This window comes from Nocardia nova NBRC 15556 (assembly GCF_001613005.1).
In the GTDB taxonomy this organism is placed as follows: domain Bacteria; phylum Actinomycetota; class Actinomycetes; order Mycobacteriales; family Mycobacteriaceae; genus Nocardia; species Nocardia nova.
Genome location: NZ_BDBN01000032.1, coordinates 79593 through 99784, shown reverse-complemented (window position 1 = coordinate 99784; position 20192 = coordinate 79593). Strand labels below are relative to the sequence as shown.

General features: G+C 67.7%; 18 protein-coding genes and 1 pseudogene. 4 read left to right on the top strand and 15 right to left on the bottom strand.

Annotated features, from left to right (window positions below; genetic code table 11):
- From NN2_RS14240 to NN2_RS14210, 7 genes are all read right to left on the bottom strand, one after another.
- Positions 1-653 (bottom strand): FAD-dependent oxidoreductase (locus NN2_RS14240; protein WP_156511334.1); only part of this gene is annotated, 653 nt, incomplete at its 3' end.
- A 108-nt stretch (positions 654-761) separates the two neighbouring features.
- A complete protein-coding gene (locus tag NN2_RS14235; protein WP_063013842.1) occupies positions 762-1424 on the bottom strand; it encodes a YcnI family copper-binding membrane protein in 663 nt (220 codons plus the stop codon).
- Positions 1425-1620: 196 nt separating this feature from the next.
- Positions 1621-2319 carry a DUF8020 domain-containing protein gene (locus NN2_RS14230; protein ID WP_063013840.1) on the bottom strand — a complete coding sequence of 233 codons (699 nt, stop codon included), beginning with the start codon at positions 2317-2319 and terminating at the stop codon, positions 1621-1623.
- Between the two features lie 284 nt (positions 2320-2603).
- Positions 2604-4109 carry a PepSY-associated TM helix domain-containing protein gene (locus NN2_RS14225; protein ID WP_082856993.1) on the bottom strand — a complete coding sequence of 502 codons (1506 nt, stop codon included), beginning with the start codon at positions 4107-4109 and terminating at the stop codon, positions 2604-2606.
- Positions 4110-4402: 293 nt separating this feature from the next.
- Complete coding sequence (locus NN2_RS14220) at positions 4403-4981, bottom strand: hypothetical protein (RefSeq protein WP_063013838.1); 579 nt, start codon at positions 4979-4981, stop codon at positions 4403-4405.
- 128 nt (positions 4982-5109) lie between these two features.
- A complete protein-coding gene (locus NN2_RS14215; protein WP_063013836.1) occupies positions 5110-6768 on the bottom strand; it encodes an acyl-CoA synthetase in 1659 nt (552 codons plus the stop codon).
- Positions 6769-6912: 144 nt separating this feature from the next.
- Entirely contained in the window at positions 6913-8583 is a 1671-nt protein-coding gene (locus NN2_RS14210; protein ID WP_439955854.1) for an acyl-CoA synthetase, read from the bottom strand.
- A 160-nt stretch (positions 8584-8743) separates the two neighbouring features.
- Here NN2_RS14210 and NN2_RS14205 point away from each other — a divergent pair, with 160 nt between their 5' ends.
- The 3 genes from NN2_RS14205 (at position 8744) to NN2_RS14195 (ending at position 11888) form a co-directional block, all read left to right on the top strand.
- Positions 8744-9931 (top strand): NAD(P)/FAD-dependent oxidoreductase, encoded by a 1188-nt coding sequence (locus NN2_RS14205; protein ID WP_063013834.1) that lies wholly within the window; start codon positions 8744-8746, stop codon positions 9929-9931.
- Positions 9928-10824: an RNA polymerase sigma factor SigJ gene (sigJ, locus tag NN2_RS14200; protein WP_063013832.1), complete on the top strand. Its 897-nt coding sequence runs from the start codon at positions 9928-9930 to the stop codon at positions 10822-10824. The genes NN2_RS14205 and sigJ overlap by 4 nt, the downstream gene beginning before the upstream one ends.
- A 176-nt stretch (positions 10825-11000) precedes the next feature.
- Positions 11001-11888 carry a proline iminopeptidase-family hydrolase gene (locus NN2_RS14195; protein WP_063013830.1) on the top strand — a complete coding sequence of 296 codons (888 nt, stop codon included), beginning with the start codon at positions 11001-11003 and terminating at the stop codon, positions 11886-11888.
- A gap of 315 nt (positions 11889-12203) precedes the next feature.
- On the opposite strand, the pseudogene NN2_RS39195 reads toward NN2_RS14195, so the two are convergent.
- Together NN2_RS39195 and NN2_RS14190 are read right to left on the bottom strand one after the other, a co-directional pair.
- Positions 12204-12332 (bottom strand): annotated as a pseudogene (locus NN2_RS39195) (acyl-CoA dehydrogenase family protein); the annotation flags it as partial.
- A gap of 6 nt (positions 12333-12338) precedes the next feature.
- Positions 12339-12533 (bottom strand): Rv1289 family protein, encoded by a 195-nt coding sequence (locus NN2_RS14190; RefSeq protein WP_063013828.1) that lies wholly within the window; start codon positions 12531-12533, stop codon positions 12339-12341.
- Between the two features lie 176 nt (positions 12534-12709).
- On the opposite strand from NN2_RS14190, the gene NN2_RS14185 reads away from it, so the two are divergent.
- Positions 12710-13312, top strand: a complete 603-nt coding sequence (locus NN2_RS14185) for a chloramphenicol phosphotransferase CPT family protein (RefSeq protein WP_063013826.1) — start codon at positions 12710-12712, stop codon at positions 13310-13312.
- 585 nt (positions 13313-13897) lie between these two features.
- Here the strand turns inward: NN2_RS14185 and NN2_RS14180 are convergent.
- From NN2_RS14180 to NN2_RS14155, 6 genes are all read right to left on the bottom strand, one after another.
- Entirely contained in the window at positions 13898-15136 is a 1239-nt protein-coding gene (locus tag NN2_RS14180; protein ID WP_063013824.1) for an acyl-CoA dehydrogenase family protein, read from the bottom strand.
- Between the two features lie 46 nt (positions 15137-15182).
- Positions 15183-16568, bottom strand: a complete 1386-nt coding sequence (locus tag NN2_RS14175) for an acyl-CoA dehydrogenase family protein (RefSeq protein WP_063013822.1) — start codon at positions 16566-16568, stop codon at positions 15183-15185.
- A 120-nt stretch (positions 16569-16688) separates the two neighbouring features.
- Positions 16689-17483, bottom strand: coding sequence for an efflux permease Rv1217c-related protein (locus tag NN2_RS14170; RefSeq protein WP_063013820.1), 795 nt, complete (start codon positions 17481-17483; stop codon positions 16689-16691).
- Positions 17483-18376 (bottom strand): ABC transporter ATP-binding protein, encoded by an 894-nt coding sequence (locus NN2_RS14165; protein ID WP_063013818.1) that lies wholly within the window; start codon positions 18374-18376, stop codon positions 17483-17485. The genes NN2_RS14170 and NN2_RS14165 overlap by 1 nt, the downstream gene beginning before the upstream one ends.
- Before the next feature lie 67 nt (positions 18377-18443).
- Positions 18444-19229 carry a histidinol-phosphatase gene (hisN, locus tag NN2_RS14160; protein WP_227462794.1) on the bottom strand — a complete coding sequence of 262 codons (786 nt, stop codon included), beginning with the start codon at positions 19227-19229 and terminating at the stop codon, positions 18444-18446.
- A gap of 60 nt (positions 19230-19289) precedes the next feature.
- Positions 19290-20096: an SDR family oxidoreductase gene (locus tag NN2_RS14155; RefSeq protein ID WP_063013814.1), complete on the bottom strand. Its 807-nt coding sequence runs from the start codon at positions 20094-20096 to the stop codon at positions 19290-19292.
- Between the last annotated feature and the right edge of the window lie 96 nt (positions 20097-20192).

Below are 20192 nucleotides of genomic sequence, written 5' to 3'. Positions count from 1 at the left end.
CCCGGCCGGTCTCCGGCCAGTCCGGCCACGGTGTCGCTGTGCAGGCCCGCGCACACGATGAGCCGATCGACCACGATCGCCGCGGCGGCCGAGCCGATGCGGATGCCGTTCGAGGCGCGCGTGACGGCGGTGACCGGGAACGACAACCGGATCTCTCCGCCGGCGGCGGTGATCTCGTCGGCGAAGGCGGCGGCGATGCGGGAGTAGTCGGTGATGGCGGTGTGCGGCGAATACAGCGCGGCCAGACCCGTCGCATGCGGTTCGATCTCGCGGATCTCGCCGGCATCGATGCGCCGCAGTCCCGGCACGGCGTTGCTGCCCGCTCGTTCGGCCAGCGCGTCCATTCGCACCACGTCGTCCGGGGTGACGGCGACGACCAGTTTGCCGACCTCGTCGTAGGGCAGCTGCTTCTCGGCGCAGTAGTCGCGCAGCAGCTGCCGCCCGCGGGCACAGAGGGTGGCCTTCAGCGAGCCCGGTTCGTAATAGATTCCGGCATGGACGACTCCGGAGTTGTGCCCGGTCTGATGGACCGCGACCCGGTCCTCCTTGTCCACGACGACGACCCGGGTGCCGGGCCGGCGGCGGACGAGTTCCCGGCCGATCGCCAGTCCGATGATGCCGGCGCCGATGATGCCGACGGTCTGCTCCGGCACGCTCACTCCCACTCTCACCCGAGATCGGCCATTGCGCTCGTGGTCAATGTACGGGCGGTCTCCGGCGATCGCGTTTCCGGGGCCGATCGGGCGCCGCGGCGGTGTCGGCTACCGCCGAGACCGATTTCGCGTGAACATCGTGGCCGCGGCGAGGACACCCAGTGCGCCGAGCACGATGCCGATACTGCCCAGCCATCGTGCCGTGGTGTCGGTTTCGTGTTCCTCGGCCGCGGCGGCGGCGTGGACGTCGCCGTGGTTGTGTGCCCCGCCCGCGTGTGCCGGCGCCAATGCCAGTGTCGGAGCGGGGAATTCGGGTTCGCTGTCCCCGGAGGAGGGTTGGTCCCATCGCACGACCCGGCCGTCGGCGTAGGTCTGGGTGGCGGGCAGGGGGACGGTGTCGGCATCCGGCAGTCCGTCGGCCAGTATGGAGAACTGTTCGAACTGCCCGGCCTCGATGCCGCTGCCGGTATCCGCCATCCAGGTGACGGCGACGACCCTGTGGTTGTCGTTGCGGGTGACCTTGGTCTTCCAGCCCGGCACGGGTTCGGTTTCGGCTTCGGTCAAGGCCGGAAGCTGCACGCTCAATTGGGTGGTGGCGCTACCGGTGGCCGATTCGTTGGGTACCCGGAAGGTCAGCACCGCCGAACCGCCGCGCGCCGCGTCCGGACCGGAGACGGTGACGTGGGCGAGAGCCGGGGCGGCCGCGAGGATTGTGGCCCCCGCGGCGGCGACACCGGCGCGTGCGGTGCGGTGGAACCAGGAATCGTTCATAACGCGGTCACTCCTTCGCGAAGGGAAAACGGAGACAACCTGTGCTGATCGTGTGCACGATATCCCGGAAGGGCTGCGCCGGCGCCGATCCCGGCGGATTGCGCTGGGCGCCTTCGCTGTTCCGCCGGCGGCCCCGCGCCCGATACCCGGCAGATCACCGGATATCGGGGTGCGGGTGCCGCGTCGTCTCGCTACCTCACTTCGCGGGGAACGGGGAGTTCACCGTGGTGAAGTACTGGGCCGCGGCCAGGACCGCGACCGGGGCGGTGACCAGCAGCTGACCCGCGAGGGTGCCCAGCGCGCCGATGGCCACGATGCCGCCGAGGCAGCCCACCACCGCGGCCGGTACGAACGGGCCGAACATGCCGACGATGGTGGCCGCCGCGATGGTCGCGCCCGCGATTCCGCCCAGGACGCAGCCGATTCCGGCGCCACCGATGCCACCCACCAGGGTGCCGATGGAAGCGCCGGCGCTGAGGGTGCTGGTCATCCGGCTCCACGCGGCCTGCTCCCGGTCGTACGGGGTCTTCCACGGCGCGCTGTCCTCGAACGGCATCGCGACCGGCTGGTAGGCCGCGTGCGCGAGGTCGAACTTCGGCGTGAGGGTCGCGGTGCGGTCGTGGATCCGCGCCTCGATCGGGAAGACGAAATCGTCGACCCGGAACGAGAGCTGCGTTCCGGCCAGGACCGTGCCGTCGGCCGCCTTGACGGTGAATACGCCGTCGTCGGCCGACAGCGATCCGGCATCGGTGGAGATGACGGTGCCGCTCGGCGTGGTGGTGGCCTGGAAGCCCACCGCGCCGGCGTCGGTGGGGGCGGCGCCGGCGGTGGCCGTGCTCAGGCCCAGGGCGGCGGCGACGAGGGCGGCGGTGGCGGCGATGTTCTTGATTCCCATGGTGATGAATCCCTTTGCGGTATCAGGTAAACGAAAGTTGCTGTAGGTGTGCCGACTGCGCCGAATATGGTCATGATGCAGCCCCGGACGACCGCAAGCGGTACGTCCTGCGTATTGCGGCGCAATCGGTGATGCCGGCCGATCGCTGTCGGCGGCTGTTACGACCCGGCCGAGCGCGCGGTCCATCGCACGGGCGACGCGGTGGTGCTCGCGTGCGCGGGAATGATGGTGCGGCGCAACCGAATTACCTCGGCTGGTGTCGTAACCGAGTGCGATTCAGGACCTCAGACGACTGCTCCCCGGCGTCGTCCCGCGATCAGGCCGAGGACGACATCGACGATCAGGAACGCGAGCAGGCTCACGCCCAGCACCGGTGCGAACCAGCCGATCCCCACAGTGACCGCGATCAGCGGCACGCTGATCCACAGCGGCGCCCGCCGCAGCACACCGCGTGCCGGTGCCCGCCCGAAGGTGAACGGGCCGTCCGCGCGGGTCGGCCGTCGTCGCCACCACATCAGATAGCCGCGTCCGATCACGGTGATCAGCGCGATCATCGTGGCCAGCAGCAGCAGTTGATTGGCGAGGCCGAACAGCATGCCCATATGCAGCGCGATGCCCCAGTTGGCGAGTTTGGCCATCAGCGGCCAGTCCGCGTAACGCAGGATGTCGGTGACATCGCCGGTCCTACCGTCCACGGCGATCGCGTCCTGGGTGTAGACCCCGGGCAGGCGGCGCTCCTTGACGGTGAAGGCGGTGGTGTCCTTCGCCGGGACGGAGATCTCGACCGGACCGTCGATGCCGTGTCCGCGGGCCACCGCGAGCACCTTGTCCGCCTGGGCGGCGCGGTCGGCGGGAACGGGCATCGACATGCCGTGGCCGCCGGTGTGTTCGGCGTGTTCGCCACCGGCTGGCATCGACGGCATCGGTGCACCCGGCAGCGCCGTGTCGACGACCGGCGTGGTCCAGCTCAATTGCTGCCGCAGCGACGTGATGTGCTGCCCCGCGTGCAACGACCAGGTCAGGCCCGTGGCCGAGAGGAACAGCAGCGGCAGCAGAATCCACATGCCGACCGTGGCATGCGCACCGACGCTGCGCGGGCGACCGGCCTTCGACCGGTCCGGCCACAGCAGCCGCCGCAGCGAGCCACGGGAGCGGCGCAGCCACATCACCACACCGGCCAGCGCGATGATCCACATCCACGAGGCGGCCATCTCGCTGTAGAGCCGGCCCACATCGCCGAGATGCAGGTTGCGATGCAGCACATCGATCCAGGTGCGCATGGGTAGCGCGCCCGTACTGCCGTACACGACGCTGTCGCCCACGGACGTCGCGGTCGCCGGGTCGACGAAGACGGCGCGGCGCTCGGATTCACCGAGGCTCGGATCGGTGAAGATCACGCGGGTGGTGTCGCCCGCGAGCTGCGCCGGGTCGACGGCGACCAGCGCGAGTCCCGGTTCGGCGGCCACACCCGCCGCGATCTGCTCCGACAGCGGCCGCGCCGGGCCACTCGAATCCACATGCAGCAGATCCCGATTCACGATCGACTCGAGGCTGGGGGCGACCGCGTACAGCGCCCCGGTCACCGCCGCGATCAGGATGAACGGCGCGACGAAGACGCCGGCATAGAAGTGCAGCCGCACGGCCAGCGCCTGCACCGCTCGTGCGGTGCCGGACCCGGACGGTCGCGACCGATCGGCCGAACCGGGTGGTGACTGCTGCGCCGCCTCGGGCGGCGACTTCTCCGGCTGCGGCGGCTCGGTGCCGGCAGCCGGAATATCGGTGATGCTCACTGGTAGTGCTCCTGTTCGAGGGCACCCACATGGCTGTGCGCGAAAACCGCGTGGCTCGCAACCGTATCCGGGATCGGCGTGGTCTCGGGTTCCGCCGCACTGGGACTGTGGCGGTACCCGCTTCCGAGACAGCCGAATACGCGCCGGGACGACGCGGTTCGGATTCACCCGCAGAGTCTCGGTGCGGACGATACGCCGCCCGATCCCGCGGTCGAAGCACCCGAAATGCTGCGCCGGTTACCCGGAACGCACTGTCGGCGAGAAGGATTCGCGAATGTGGGTGATGAGATGTATCAGCAGGACGCAGCGAGCGGGGGTCCGCGAGTGCGGAAGGTCTCGGTGGGGAAGATCCGCAGGATCACCCGGTCGCGGTGAACGCTGCGCGGAAGAATCGGTTCGTCGACGGCCGGGAGGCTGATTGGGACGGGCAGCGCCCGCACGACGGCGGTGCCGATCCGGTAGGCGGCCTCGGCACCGAGAATGACGACGGCGGCGCACACCGCGCCGACCAGGTGAGCGCCCAGCATGGCGGGCGTCCACAGCGGCATATCGTGCATCTGCGCCATATCGGCCGACATCACCAGATGGCCGATCAGCTGCCCGCCCCACAGGGCCGCGACGAGTCCGACGGCGGTGGTGCGCAGTGGCGCCAGCCCCGCGACGAGCGCGCCGACCACGGTGGAGGCGGCCACGAGCAGCATCAAGGTGCTGGACTGCACCGGCATCCCGCCCGCCGCCCATCCGTGCGCGGCGATCGACAGGGCGCCCGATACGGATCCGGCCGACGCGCCCCGCAACCGCGCCACCGCGGCCCGACGCGCACGCGTCGACACCTGGGCGCGGGCCGATGCGCGGCCGGACGGGGGAAACACGAGCTGAATGATAGCCGACCGCTTCGAAGCGAATTCACAGATACGTTCGACTCTTCCCGCGTGGAAGCTCCGCGGAAACACGATCGGCCCGGGAGTCGAAACTCCCGGGCCGATCGGTGCCGGTGAACTCAGTCGCCGGTGACGTCCATTTCGGTCAGCGGCTTGCGCAGCAGCTTGCCGGTGGCGTTGCGAGGCAGCTCGTCGAGGAAGATCACCTCGCGCGGCACCTTGTAACGCGCGAGGTTCGCCTTGACGTAGTCCTTGATCTCCTGGGCGTCGCGCTTGGAGTCGGGACCCGGCACGACGAAGGCGCGCAGGCGCTTTCCGAATTCCTTGTCGTCGACACCGACGACCGCCGCCTCCTGCACGTCGGCGCGATCGGCGATGAGGTGCTCGACCTCCTGCGGGAAGACGTTCTCGCCGCCGGAGACGATCATGTCGTCGTCGCGGCCGTCGATGAACAGCAGCCCGTCCTCGTCGAAGTGCCCGACGTCGCCGCTGGACATCATGCCGTCGATGGTCTCCTTGGTGCGGCCGTCGGTGTAGGCCTTGAAGGAGTGCGCGTTCTCGATGAAGATCGTGCCGGTGACGTTCGGTTCGGTGATGCGCTTGCGGTTCTCGTCGAACAGCGCCAGCCGGATCCCGAGGGGCGGGCGTCCCGCGGTGCTCGGCGACTTGCGCAGATCCTCCGGACTCGCGACGGTGATCAGCGCGCATTCGGTGGAGCCGTACACGTTGTAGAGGACGTCACCGAAGTAGTCGAGGCTGCGCGTCACGACGTCCGGCGGGATCGCCGAGCCCGCGGCGAAAATCATCCGCAGCGAGGACATGTCGTACTTGGCGAGCGTCTCGGGCGGCAGGTCCAGCATGCGCTGCAGCATGGTCGGCACCACCACCAGCGACTCCGCCTTGTACTTGTCGATGTTGGCGAGCGTCTTCTCGGGATCGAACCGGCGCTGCTGGAAGATCATCCGGTTGCCGAGCGAGAGCCCGAGGGTGAACTGCGAGAGCCCGGTGGCGTGGAAGACCGGCGCCGCGACGACCATGGAACCGTTGCGCGGCAACGGAATTCGATCCAGGAACTGCGCGGAGATGAACGGGCTGACCTTGTCGCGCGGCGCGCCCTTCGGGGTGCCGGTCGTGCCGGAGGTCAGAATCACCATGCCGCCCGGCTTCGTCGGCGCGCTCACCGCATCGGGGGACTGGCCCTCGCGCAGCGAATCGACGGTCGGGATCGAAGGATCGACGTTGTCGGACTCGTCCACCCAGGTCAGGATGCGGGGGATCTCGTCGGGAATGGCGCTCATCAGGTCGAAGAACTCGCTGTCGTGCAGCACCAGTTTGACCTGCTCGCGCGTGGCGACATCGGCGAACTGCGGTTTCGCGAAGCCGGTGTTCATCAATACCGCCCGCACACCGAGCTTGCCGGTGGCGGCCAGGCTCAGCACCATGCCGCGGTGGTCGCGCGCCAGCAGCGCCACCACATCGCCCTCGCGCAGACCGTGTGCCGCCAGGCCGCGAGCCAGCTGGTTGGACTGCTCGTTGACCTCGGCGAAGGTCAGCTCGCCCCGCTCGTCCAGCAGCGCCGCAGACTTCGGATTGGTCTTCGCGGCGTGCATGATCACGCCCGCGAAGGGTCCGAACCTGGTGACGTTGAGCGCCGAGCTGACCGCATGGTCCGGTCGCAGCGGGCTGAACAGCCCGCGTTTGCGCATGACGTTGACCCCCAGAGCCAGATCTCCGGCCTTTCGGAGGGCAGTGCTTGCTGACGGAAGGACAGCTGACATAGGTACAACCTTCCGCGGATTCCGCCAGGCAGGCGGGACCGCAACATCGAGATCCAGTGCCTGCCAACCCTAGCAAGCAGGGGCACGCGGGTGTGGTTCGCGTCTCTGTAACCGACGGTACCGTACAACTGGTCGGGTGACCGGTTATGTGATCTGGTATTCCACCAGTGCACGGCGCAGCAGCTTGCCGGTGGCGTTGCGCGGCAGATCGTCGAGGAACACCACGTCACGAGGCACTTTGTAGCGGGCCAGGGTGCCCTTGACGTAGGCCTTGATCTCGTCCGGATCCAGGGTCGCGCCGGGCTCGGGCACGACGAAGGCGCGCAGGCGTTTGCCGAATTCCACGTCGTCCACGCCGACCACCGCGGCGTCGAAGATGTCCGCCCGCTCCAGCAGCAGGTTCTCGACCTCCTGTGGGAAGACGTTCTCGCCGCCGGAGACGATCATGTCGTCGTCGCGGCCGTCGACGAACAGCAGCCCGTGCTCGTCGAAGTGGCCGACGTCGCCGGAGGACATGTAGCCGTCGATGATCTGCTTGTGCCGGCCGTCGGTATATCCCCCGAAGGGTGCGCCGGACCGAATGAATATGCGCCCCTTGACATTCGCGCCGTGCACACGCTTGCCGTTCTCGTCGAACAACGCCACCTCGCAGGTGACGGGCGCGCGGCCGGCCGTGCCCGGGGCGAGGGCCAGATCGGCCGGCTGGGCCACCGTCGCCACCGCGCATTCGGTGGAGCCGTAGAGGTTGTAGAGCACCGGGCCGAACGCCTCGGTGGCGCGCACGGTCAATTCCGGGGACAGCGCCGATCCCGCCAGCACGATGGATCGCAGTGAGGACAGGTCGTACCGCTCGCGCACGGCCGGATCGAGTTCGACCATCCGATGCAGCATCGTCGGCACCGCGACCAGCAGGTCGACCTCGTGTTCGGCGATCAGGGCCAGGGTCCGCTCGGCGTCGAAGCGGCGCATCATCACCGTCGTCGCGCCCAGCGCGGTGGCGATCAGCCAGGTGGCCTGGCCCGTGCTGTGGAAGATCGGCGAGACGATGAGCATCGTGCCCTGCGCCGGGAACGGGATCCGATCGGTGATCTGTGCCGAGGCGATCGGCGAAACCGCCTCCCGGGGAGCGCCTTTCGGCAGGCCGGTGGTGCCGCTGGTGAGGATCACGAAGCCGCCCGGCTTGGCCGGCAGCGGCAGCTCGGTCGGTGGATGGGCCGCGATCAATTCCTCGATCGTTATTGCGCCCGTGGGCAATTCGGCGCCGTCGTCGACCCAGGTGATCACCCGCGGCAGCTCCGGCGGCAGCGCGTCGAGCAGGCCGACGAATTCACTGTCGTGCAGCACCACCTTCACGTGCTCGCGCTCGCAGACCTGCGCGAACTGAGGTTTCGCGAAGCCGGTGTTCATCAGCGCCAGCCGTGCCCCGGCCTTCCCGGCGGCCGCCATCGCCAGCAGCAGTCCGCGATGATCGCGCGCGAGAATGCCGATCACCGTTCCGGGTTCGACGCCGAGCGATTGCAGGCCGCGGGCCAGCCGCGTGGAGTTGTCGTCGAGTTCGCGGAAGGTCATACTCCCGTGCTCGTCGACCAGCGCGGGCCGCTGCGGCCACATCCGCGCGGCATGCCGGACCATCGTCGCCTGCGGTCCGAGCCGGCGCCCCTCCTTCGCCGACAACACCGTCTCACCCAGATTGCGCGGGTCGATCAAACCGCGCTCCCGCAGCACATTCAGCGCCCGCACGGCCTCGGTCACCTCGACCGCCTTGCGCTGCACCCCCTGCAGAATCGACCCGATACCGACGCCCACGTCAACCACCTCCACACGACCCGATCGCGTGCTGGGGACGGTAGCAGCCGCAAGTGTGACTTGGTACACACTTCCGGTCAACAGCTTGGCCTCGATTGTGGGTGGCGACGTGTGACGCACGCCATAGCGTCGGGTGTCATGTTTCGCGCGCCGGCGGTGTCCCGAGAGCATGACCGAACACAACACACACCACAGGATCGTCGTCATCGGTGGCGGTTACGCCGGAACGGTTGCCGCCAACCATCTGCGGATCCGTACCGATGTCCATATCACGCTGGTCAATCCGCGTCCGGAATTCGTCGATCGGGTCCGGCTGCATCAGTTCGTGGCCGGTACCGGTGCCGCCACGGTCGACTACGGCACGCTGCTCGGTGCGGGCATCGAATTGGTCGTCGACAGAGCTACGCGCATCGACACGGCAGCCCGGGTCGTCCGGCTGGCGTCGGGCCGCGCCGTGGACTACGACCACGTCGTCTACGCGGTCGGCAGTGCGTCTGCGATACCGTCGTCGGTGCCCGGCGCGCCCGAACTCGCCTTCCCGGTAGCGGAATTGGAATCCGCGCAGCGGGTGCGCACCGAGTTGGACCGGCTGTCCTCCACTGCTCCGATCACGGTGGTCGGCAGCGGGCCGACAGGTATCGAGACCGCCGCGGAACTCGCCGAACAGGGACGGGTCGTCACGCTGGTCTGCGGCGAGACCGCGATGCCGTCGCTGGGTGCGCCGGGACGCCGATACGTCGGCAAGTGGCTGGCCCGCCACGGTGTCACCGTGCTCGCGGGCAAACGGGTGAGCGAGGTCCGCTCGGACGCGGTGGTCTTTGCCGATGGTGGCGTACGTCCCAGCGCCCTCACCATCTGGACGACGGGCTTCGGCGTACCCGAGTTGGCGGCCGCGAGCGGGTTGCGAACCGACGAACTCGGCCGGTTGCTGACCGACGAGACGCTGACCAGCCTCGACGACGAACGCATCGTCGCGACGGGCGACGCTGCGGCGCCCTCCGGGCAGCCGCTGCGAATGAGCTGCCAGGCGGCCGGACCGCTCGGAGCTCACGCCGCCGACACCGTCCTCGCTCATATCGCGGGGACCGAGCCCCCAACGATCGACCTGGCCCTGACCGGGACCTGCATCAGCCTGGGCCGTCGCGTCGGCATCCGTCAGCTGGCGCGCCGTGACGATATACCCGTGAACCTCTACATCGGTGGCCGCCCCGGTGCCAGGATCAAGGAAATGACCTGCGACCTCGGGGTGCGCAAAATTCGCCGCGAGGCGCGCAAGCCGGGGTCCCTGGTCTGGGTCAAGGGCGGCCCGCGGCCGACGCAGCCGGTCTCCTCCGAACGAGTGGAGAGGTCCGCATGACGACCGACGAACATGCCGAGCGCTTCACCGGCTTGCGACCGCTGCTGTTCACGATCGCCTACGAAATTCTCGGCGCGGCAAGCGAATCCGACGACGTGCTACAGGACAGTTATCTGCGCTGGGCGCAAGTGGATCTGTCCACCGTGCGCGACACCAAGCCGTATCTCGCGCGCCTGGTCACCCGGCAAGCGCTCAATGCCCTCCGATCCCGCACCCGCCGCCGCGAGGACTACGTCGGCCCCTGGCTGCCCGAACCGCTGTTGCTGGACGACACCGACGCGTCGGCCGACCTGGTCCTCGCCGAATCGGTATCCATGGCGATGCTCATCGTGCTGGAAACTCTGAGTCCGGATGAGCGCGCGGTCTTCGTGCTGCGCGAGGTCTTCGGCTTCGACTACGGCGAAATCGCCTCCGCCGTAGGCAAATCCGTGAGGACAGTACGCCAGGTCGCACACCGCGCCCGCGCCCACGTGCAGGCGCGCCGCAAACGCTTCGACTCGGTCGCAACCTCGGAGCTCGAGCAGATCACCGAGCAGTTCCTCATCGCCGCCGTCACCGGCGATCCGGAGGCTCTACTGTCACTGCTCGCTCCCGATGTCACCTTCACCGCCGACAGCGGGGGCAAGGTCATCGCGGCCCGCCGCCCTGTCGTAGGCGCACACCATGTCGCCCGATACCTGGCCGAACTGTTCGGAAAGGCCCGCGAGATGCCGAACTTGCGAATGGACGCGGTCAACTGCAACAACGCGCCCGCCATCGCCGCCTACGCCGACGACCACCTGGTAGGCGTCTACCTACTCGAAGTCGTCGACGGCAGAATCGCCAACTTCTACGCCATCCGCAACCCTGACAAACTCGCCACGCTGGGGGTACGTCGCCGGATCAGTCGATAGCGATCGAGCGGGGACGGCGATCACCCGCACCCGTGCAATCCGCGGATGCATCGACGCACCACGCCAGACCATTGTTGCCAACGAATTGGCCTCGGTTGTGGAACCGCGTCGCTAGTAATTCGCCGGCGTGGTTATCTCGGATATGTCCACGCGCTACCCGTTCGAGAGGAGTGGATATGCGTTCGGAAGAAGGTCGTATCGACGTTCCCGGCGGGCGCGTCTGGTATCGGTCGCTCGGCGAGAACGGAACTCCGCTCCTGTGCCTGCACGGGGGGCCGGGCTTTCCGCACGATTATCTGGAGGCGCTGGCGCAGATAGCCGGTGAGCGCCGGGTCGTCTTCTACGACCAGCTCGGCTGCGGCAATTCCGATCGGCCGAGCGATACCTCGCTGTGGACCGTGGACCGGTTCGTCGCGGAACTCGTGGCCGTGCGTGCGGCGCTGGGCTTGGAGCGCGTCCATCTGCTCGGCAATTCGTGGGGCGGGATGCTGGCCCTGCAGTACACGCTCGACCGGCCGCCGGCACTGGACAGTCTGGTGCTGGTCGGTGCTCCGGCAAGTATGCCGCGGTGGTCGAGGGACTGCGCGGAACTGCTCGAGGAGGAGCCGGCCGAGGTGCGAGAGACGATCCGGCGGCACGAGGCGAGCGGGTTCACCGGGTGCCCGGAGTATCAGGCCGCGACGCTCGGCTTCTATCGCAAGCATGTGTGCCGGCTGCGGCCGTGGCCGGTCGGGCTCGAACGTGCGTACGCGGCAGCGGGTTACGAGGTTTACCACACCATGATCGGACCCAGCGAGTTCACCGTGACCGGTTCGTTGAAAGAGTGGGACGTCACCGAACGGCTGGGGGAAATCGGCGTGCCCACCCTGTTGATCGGCGGCCGGCACGACGAATGCCGTCCGGCGCATCTCGAGGATATGCGCCGCCGCATCCCCGGCTCGCGAATGGTGACCGTCGAGGACGCCTCGCACCTGTGCTTCGCCGAGCAGTGGGACGCGTTCCACGCCGAGCTGACCGGCTTCCTCGCCGAGGTGGAAGGCAGGCCGGCCCAGCCGACGGCGTGAATCGACCTCGGTCCTTCGCTCGGGGTGACCTCCAGCGCCTCGAACGGGACCTACGGCACGGGATCGGGAACCGTCAGCGCCCTACCGTCGAAGGTGTACACCGAGGAGCGGCAGTGCCGCAAGGGAGGATGACACCATGAACTGGCCGACCGCCGCAGTCCTGATCGCTCTCCTCCTCACGATCATGGTCATCGTGACGACCTACCTGACCGGCCGCTTCTCCAAGCGGTAACCGGCCGTCGGCCGGTCCGGTGTAGGGCCGATCGGTGAACCGGTGCGAGTCGGACCCCCATCGGTTTTCCGTTGTCCCGCAACCTACTTCAGCTGCGCGTTGCTCAGCTCCAGCACCCGCCGGGCCACGATCAGCTGCTGAATCTGCTGCGTGCCTTCGAAGATGTCCAGAATCTTTCGGCTCAACGACTGCGACAGCAATGAGCGCAAAGATCGTGTTCAGCGGGTCGCTGCGGTGTTCACCCCTCTGATGGCCATCGGACCGAAGATGTCGTCGTTGTCGCGAATCAGCGCGGTGAACCGGTCACCGACTTGTCTTGTGGGATATACCTTCTCGGCGGTGCCGTCGACGGCGTTACACGCATGCAGCATCGCGGCCTCGATTTCGCCGCGGCCGAAGTCGTCGATCGCCAAGCGGATCGAATCACACCGTGGTGCCACTGAGCTGGAAAGAAGGATCGCCGATACAGCACCTGGTGGTCCTGAGTGCTGCGCCGCATTGGGACGGCGGATCGTGGTTGTCGCTGTGTGCGGTGGTCTTTGTCGCCGGCTCTCGGGTTGACGCGAAAGCGATCGGATAACGTGGGTGGATGCGGAGCGTTGAGCGTCCTTCGCGGGTGATTTTCCTCAACGGCACGTCGTGCGCGGGAAAGACCACGTTGGCGCGGGCCATCCAGGATGAGAGTGACGTCCCGTTCGTCTACTGGGGGATCGACACCCTGTTCAGTCTGGTGCCGCCGAACTGGGGTGGTGGGCGCGACGGCCGGCTTAGTCGCGACGGTTTCTGGTACGACCGGACTGGCCAGGATGCAGACGGTCATTCGGTGCTGGTCGTCCGTTACGGCCAGGTCGGGTACCGCATGCTGCGGTCGGAGTGTGCTGCGGCTGCTGAATTCGCTCGGGGTGGTGATCATCTGGTCATAGACGAGATGTTGCTTTCCCCGGATCTGCTGCCGATATGGCTGGATGAATTGGCCGGCCTGCATGTTCAACTGGTCGGTGTCACCTGTCCGCTCGCTGTCGCCGAGCAGCGGGAACTGGTTCGTGGCAAAACGATCGGGTTGGCGCGAGGCCATCTGGCCACAGTGCACGATCACGGTTTCCCCTACGACATGATTGTCGACACGACTACTGCGACGCCCGCCGAACTGGCCCGAGTTGTACTGCATCGAGAGCAGACTGCCGGCCAGTGACGTTGTTTGGCCTTGGTGGTGGTCGGTATGCGTACAGGGGTGGGCGAATGCCCATCACGTAGTGACGCGTAGCGCCCTCGAGGCTGGAGGGGCGCGGGAACACAATGCAGGGCCGACCACCACCAGGGCCACGCGGCCGAAGGACGCCCACGTCGGTAGACCGCATCGGCGGGACCTCGGCAAGGTAACTGGTCTTTTGACCAGCGATTATGTCGATTTTTGTTTGCTTTTTGTGTTTCGTTGCTACCAGGGGGTGGTAGCCATCGATCGGGTCGGGAATCAGAAAGAATCCATTTGAAGGAGATGAGGACGATGGGTTCATTCGGACTCGATACCAGTGTCGCCTTTACTGCCGCTCTGCGGTGGATTGAGCTGATGTTCGGAATCGACCTCGGCGTCCACTGACGGCGGCGTGTGACAGGTTGCTGACCGCCGGTAGCTCACTACCGGCGGTCAGTCCTTTGCCGGGCCGGTTTCCCGGCTTATCCGGCTTCTGTTCCAACCCCGCCTTGGAAAACGCCGGAGGTGAAAGAATCGGTGCGAGTGATGAAGCGAACCCGCACCGGTTTTCCGTTGTCCCGCAACCTACTTCAGCTGCGCGCTGCTCAGCTCGAGCACCCGCCGCGCCACGATCAGCTGCTGGATCTGCTGCGTGCCTTCGAAGATGTCGAGAATCTTCGAGTCACGGCTCCACTTCTCCAGCAGGGTGCGCTGGGAGTAGCCCACCGCGCCGGCCAGTTCGACGGCCTTCAGGGTCACGTCGGTGCCCATGCGCCCGGCCTTGGCCTTGGACATGGAGGCTTCGAGGGAGTTGGGCTTCTTGTTGTCGGCCATCCACGCCGCGCGCAGGGCGAGCAGGTAGGCGGCTTCCCAATCCGATTCCATGCGAAGGAATTCCGCGGCGGCGGCGGACTGGTTGTTGGCGGGGATGTCGTAGGAGATCTCCACGCCGGACTCCTCGAGGATCTTGCGCAGTTCCTCGAGTGCGGCGCGGCCGACGCCGATGGCCATCGCGGCCACCAGCGGGCGGGTGTTGTCGAAGGTCTGCATGACCCCGGCAAAACCCTTCTCCACGTTGACTTCCGGGCTGCCGAGGATGTTGTCGGCCGGAATGCGGCAATCCTCGAGGCGCAGTTCGGCGGTGTCGGAGGCCTTGATGCCGAGCTTGTGCTCGAGGCGAGCCACGGTGAGGCCCTTGGCATCTCGCGGCACCACGAACGACTTGATCGCCGCGCGGCCCTTGGACTTGTCCACCGAGGCCCACACCACGATGTGGGTGGCGCGCGAGCCGGCGGTCACGAAGATCTTGGTGCCGTTGAGGACCCACTCGTCACCGTCGAGCACCGCGGTGGTCGACACGGCCGCGGAGTCCGATCCGAAGGACGGTTCGGTGATGGCCATCGCCGCCCACACCTTGCCGAAGCGCTCCAGCTGCTCGTCGGTGGCGACCGCCGCGATCGCGGCGTTGCCCAGTCCCTGGTAGGGGATAGACAGCATCAAACCGACGTCGCCCCAGCAGGTTTCGAGAGCATTCAGCAGAGCCGACATGTTGCCGCCGTTGCTGTTGCCGAGCAGTTCGGTGGAGTGGCTGTCGGCGGCCTCCTCACCGGACTTGGCCTTGCGGCCGCCGGTGGCGCCGGAGATGTCCTGGGTGCCGGAGTCGGCCAGGCCCTCCACCATGGCTGCCATGGTGTCGAGCTCCACCGGGTATTCGTGCTCGCCCAGGTCGTACTTGCGCGAGATGGGGCGGAAGATCTCGGCGGCGACCTGGTGGGCCTGGTTGGCGCTGGCCCGCAGCTTCTTGGGGAGTTCGAGATTGATCATCGGAATGTCTCCATCAATACGGTTCAGGGGGTCGAGGAGACCCGGATCAGATCAGGACCACACCTTCGGCGACGCCGATCGCCCGCAGATCGCGGTACCAGCGCTCGACCGGGTGTTCCTTGGTGTAGCCGTGGCCGCCGAGCAGCTGCACGCCGTCCAGGCCGATCTGCATGCCCTTGTCGGTGGCGAACTTGCGGGCCAGCGCCGCCTCCCGGGAGAAGGACAGCCCCTGCTCCGCGCGTGACGCACCCCGCAGAGTCACGAGCCGCAGGCCGTCGAGTTCGATGGCGATATTGGCGACCATGAACGCCACCGCCTGCCGGTGCGCGATCGGCTCGCCGAACGCCTCGCGCTCCTTCACATACGGCTTGACGTAGTCCAGTACGGCCTGGCCGGTGCCGACCGCGAGCGACGCCCAGCCCAGGCGGGCCAGCCGCACCGCGTCGGCGTATTCCTCGGCGCGCTGGGCGGCGTCGCCGTCGCCCAGGATGGCCTCGGCCGGAACCGCGACGTTGTCCAGGATCAGCCGGCCCAGACCGGCGGCGCGCAGGCCCATACTCGGATCGGCCTCGATCACCACACCCGGCGTATCCGATTCGACGATGAAAAGCGCGGGGCGGCCGTCGATTTCGGCACCCACGATGAACAGCTCGGCGTCGGCGGCGGCCGGAACCAGGCTCTTGACGCCGTTGATCCGGTAGCCGCTGGGGGAGCGGGTGGCCTTGGTCTGCAGCGCGAACGGGTCGAACAGTGCCCGCGGCTCGCTGATCACGACCGAGGACTGCGGCACGTTCTCACCCGTGAAGGCGCCCAGGTAGGTCTGCTGCTGTGCGTCCGAACCCCACTGCGACAGCGCGACGGCCACACCCGACGGGGCCAGAATCGGCAGCGCCAGGCCCATATCTCCGTGCGCGAGCGCCTCCGCGACCAGCGAGTTGGTGACCGCGCCGCGCTCGGTGGCCGCACCCTCGAGCTCCTCGGGCACGTTGATCAGCGTGATGCCCAGTTCGGCGGCGCGCTCGAGCAGATCCTTGGGCGCCTGGGCCGCGCCGTCGGCCTCGTAGGCCGCCGGGCGCAGGATCTCCGCGGCGAATTCGCGCACCGTCTCGACGATCATCTGCTGCTCGTCGGTGGGGGTGAGGTCGAAGTAGTCCTTACTGCGGGACTCGTTGGCAGGCAAGCGCTTCGGTTTACCGCCACCGGATACCTTGCCGAATGCGCGGGTGGCTGCGCCGAGCGTGCGGAAGCCGGTCTTGGTGCCCTCGTAGGTCAGCCGTTCGATGGGCTTGCGCAGGTTGTACTTCTCGGCCAGTTCGGAACCGGTAATGGTCGTCATGACCCGCATGGCCGCGCCCATCCAGTCACGCTTGACCGGGTTGAGGCCGACGGCGGAATCCGGACGTCGCTCCGTTGCGGTGTCTCGAGTGCTCATAGTCACCAGTCTTCTCGGGTATGGGTTTCGGGTGATCGGTCCCAGGATCTTACTTGCGAGTAAGTCTATCTTACTCCAGAGTAAGAAGGCAGTCGAGTGCCGATCGGTCTGTATCGATTCTCATACCCCGGCGATGTCGCGACGATCGAAAATCGGCAGCGAAGCGACCACGAAGACAGCCGCGGCCACCACGAGCCACAGATAGCCCGGCCGCAGGCCCGCGCCCATCGGGCCGTCGGACAGCGCCTGTTCGAACGGCGACCACCGGCCCCACGGGCGCACCGCGTCGACGATCTTCGACGCCGCGTACAGCACATAGGCGGCCACCGCGGCCACGCTCGCCACCGCGACCGCGACCAGGCGGCGACCGGAAGCGGCGCCCACCGCCAAGGCCAGCCCGCCGAACGGCGCGGCCAGCGCGATCATGGCGATCGATCCCGTCGCCGCGGCCCCGACGCCGATATGCATCCCGAATATCGCCGAGAACACGACAACGGAGGCGAAAAGCACGGTGCCGAGCACCACCAGGCCGGTGAGCAGCACCGCGACCTGTTCCTGCACGAGCCGCACCGGCGTCACCCGCGTCACCAACAACACCTCGAGGGTCCCGGACTCCTCCTCCCCGGCGATCGCGCGGGCGCCGCGCGAGACCGAGAAGACCAGGAACAGGATGGGCAGCATGATGCTGTAGAGCTCGGTGTTGAGAAAGCCTGTGCCGGTGAGGAAGTCCTCGATCCCGAGCAGCTTCCGCAATGCCGGCGGGTAGTTGTCGACCATCTGCCGGAGCCCGGGGATGTTCGATATCGACGGCCACAGCGCCGATTCCAGCAGTACCAGCGCGACGATCCCGAGGCTCCAGCCGATCAACCCGCGCCGTTGGTCACGCAGGCATTTGACGAACACCGTGCTGAACATCAGCTGTCCTGTCCGTAGTAGGTGAGGAAGACCTCTTCGAGATCGGGTTCGTGGCTGATCACGTCGACCACCCCGTAGGGTGCGACGAACTTCAGGAGTTCGGCCGTCGAGCCGTCCACCTCGACGTGCAGCACCGGACCGGCGCCGCTCACCGATCGCACCCCGCCGACGGCGGCCAGCAGCTGCGGTTCCGGAGGTGTGGAGGCGAAGGTGAGGTCGAGCCGCCGCAGCGATTGCGCCGCCAGTGCCGCGACCGACCGGACTTCGACCAACCGGCCCCGCCGCAGAATCGCCACCGTGTCGGCGACCGCCTGCACCTCCGACAGCACGTGCGAGGACAGGAATACGGTGCGCCCGGCGTCGCGGGCCTCTCGCAGCAGAGTCAGGAATTCTCGCTGGACCAGCGGATCCAGCCCTTGGGTCGGTTCGTCGAGCACGAGTACGTCCGGTTCGCCCATGAATGCCTGCACCAGCCCGACCTTCTGCCGATTGCCGTGCGACATCGCCGAGATTCGAGCCGATGTGTCCAGGTTCAGGCGTTCGGCCAATTCGCGGGGAACCGCCGGATCGACGTCGCCGCGCAGCCGGGCCAGGTAGGTCAGATACCGCTCGGCGGTGAGATTCGGATAGGCGACGAATTGGCCGGGGAGATAGCCGATATGGCGCTGGGCGGCCGATCGGTCACGTCCGACGTCCGCGCCCGCGACCGTCACCGAACCGCGGCTCGGACGCATCAGGCCGACGAGTATCCGAACGGTCGTCGTCTTACCGGCCCCGTTGGGTCCCAGGTATCCGAAGATCACTCCGGGCGGAACCTCGAGGTCCAGGTCGAGCAGTGCCGGCGTGTGACCGTAGAACTTGGTCAGGCCGCGCATCGCGAGCATCGGTGGCATGGTCCCAGACTGCGCGGCCGGGGCCGGACAGAGCAGAGCCCTGCGAACCCGTGGGGACGGACTTATGTCACCCGCGCAGCGCCTCGAGTACGGAGTCGTGCAGCAGTCCGTTGGTGGCGACCGCGCTGCCGTGATGCGGTCCGGGGGTTCCGTCCAGGGCGGTGAAGCGGCCGCCGGCCTCGCGTACGAGCACATCGAGCGGCGCGAGGTCCCACAGCGAGACCTCCGGTTCGGTGGCGATATCGAGCGCGCCCTCGGCGAGCAGGCAGTAGCCGAAGAAGTCGCCGTAGCCGCGGGTGCGCCACACCTGATCGGTCAGGTCGATCAACTGCTCACGCAGCCCCAGGTCTCGCCAGCCGGACAGGCTGGAGATCGCGAGACTGGCCGAATTCAGCCCGCCGACCTCGGAGACCGTGATCGGCTTCGGCTCCCCGTCCTCGAAACGGGTCCACGCGCCGGAACCCGTTGCGGCCCACCAGCGTCGGCTCAACGCGGGCGCGCTGACGACGCCGACGACCGGAACGCCGTCCTGCAACAGCGCGATCAGACTGGCCCACACCGGAACTCCGCGCACGAAGTTCTTGGTGCCGTCGATCGGATCGATCACCCACTGCCGTCCGATGAACTCGGCCTCACCGCCGAACTCCTCACCGAGCACGGCGTCGTGCGGACGCCGCTCGATGAGAATGTCGCGCAGCGACCGCTCCACCGCCAGATCCGCGTCCGAGACCGGGGTCAGATCCGGTTTGCTGTTCACCTTCAGGTCGAGGGCGCCGAAACGATCACGGGTGATCGCATCGGCCGCATCGGCCAACAGCAGGGCAAGGTCGAGATCGCCGGCATGATCGGTCACACGGCCACCGTAATGGGCGCACCCGATCGGAGCCATTCGCGGTCTCGCCGGGGCCACGCGCTACTGCTGCGGATTCCAGACCGCGGGCCAGTCCTTACCGCGGAAGGCCGCATCGATGCCGCCGTCGCAGAAGATCACCGAGCCCACGAAGAAACCGGCCTTGTCCGACAGCAGGAAGGCCGCGAGGTCGGCGATCTCCTCCGGGCGACCGGGCCGCCCGATCGGGGTCATGGCGAGGAACTGCTTCATGCCCTCCCCGGTGAGCGCGTCCTTGCTGCCCTCCTGGGTCATCGGGGTGTCGATGATGCCGGGCGCGATGGCGTTGAGGCGGATGCCGTCGGCGATGTACTCCGCCGATTTCGTCCGCGCGTACCAGGCCAGGGCCGCTTTCGTCGCCGGATAGGCCTGGATCGCGCCCAGGTCGCCGAACGATTCGGCGATGCCGCGGGCGCGTTCCTCGTCGCCGGCCAGGCAGGCGTCGGCCAGTTCCACCGGCCAGAGTGGTTGTGTCGTCGTGGAATTCGACGACACCAGTACCACCGAGGCGTTGCCGGACTCGCGCAGCAGCGGCCGCAGCCCCTCCAGCAGCGCGATCGCGCCGAAGTAGTTCACCGACACCACGAGCCCACCGGGCCGCCCGGTCGCGGCGGCGACACCGGCGAAGGGCAGGAATCCGTCCAGCCGGCCCGCACTGATCCGGGAGACCTCGGCGACCGCGTGCGCGCGTCCCTCGGCCGTGCCCAGATCGGCGGTCACCTCGGCGTCGCGCAGATCGACCCCGATGACCCGGTGCCCTTCCTTCTCCAGGTGGGCGGCGACGGCCGCCCCGATCCCCGACGCGCTCCCGGTTACGGCGATGGTCCCCATCGACCCTCCTGTTTCGGCTGGATGAAACCACGAATCAGATATTCGAATCGAGGCTAGTTGTGGGCTCCCGTCGTGTGGAGGGTCGTTCCACTGAGC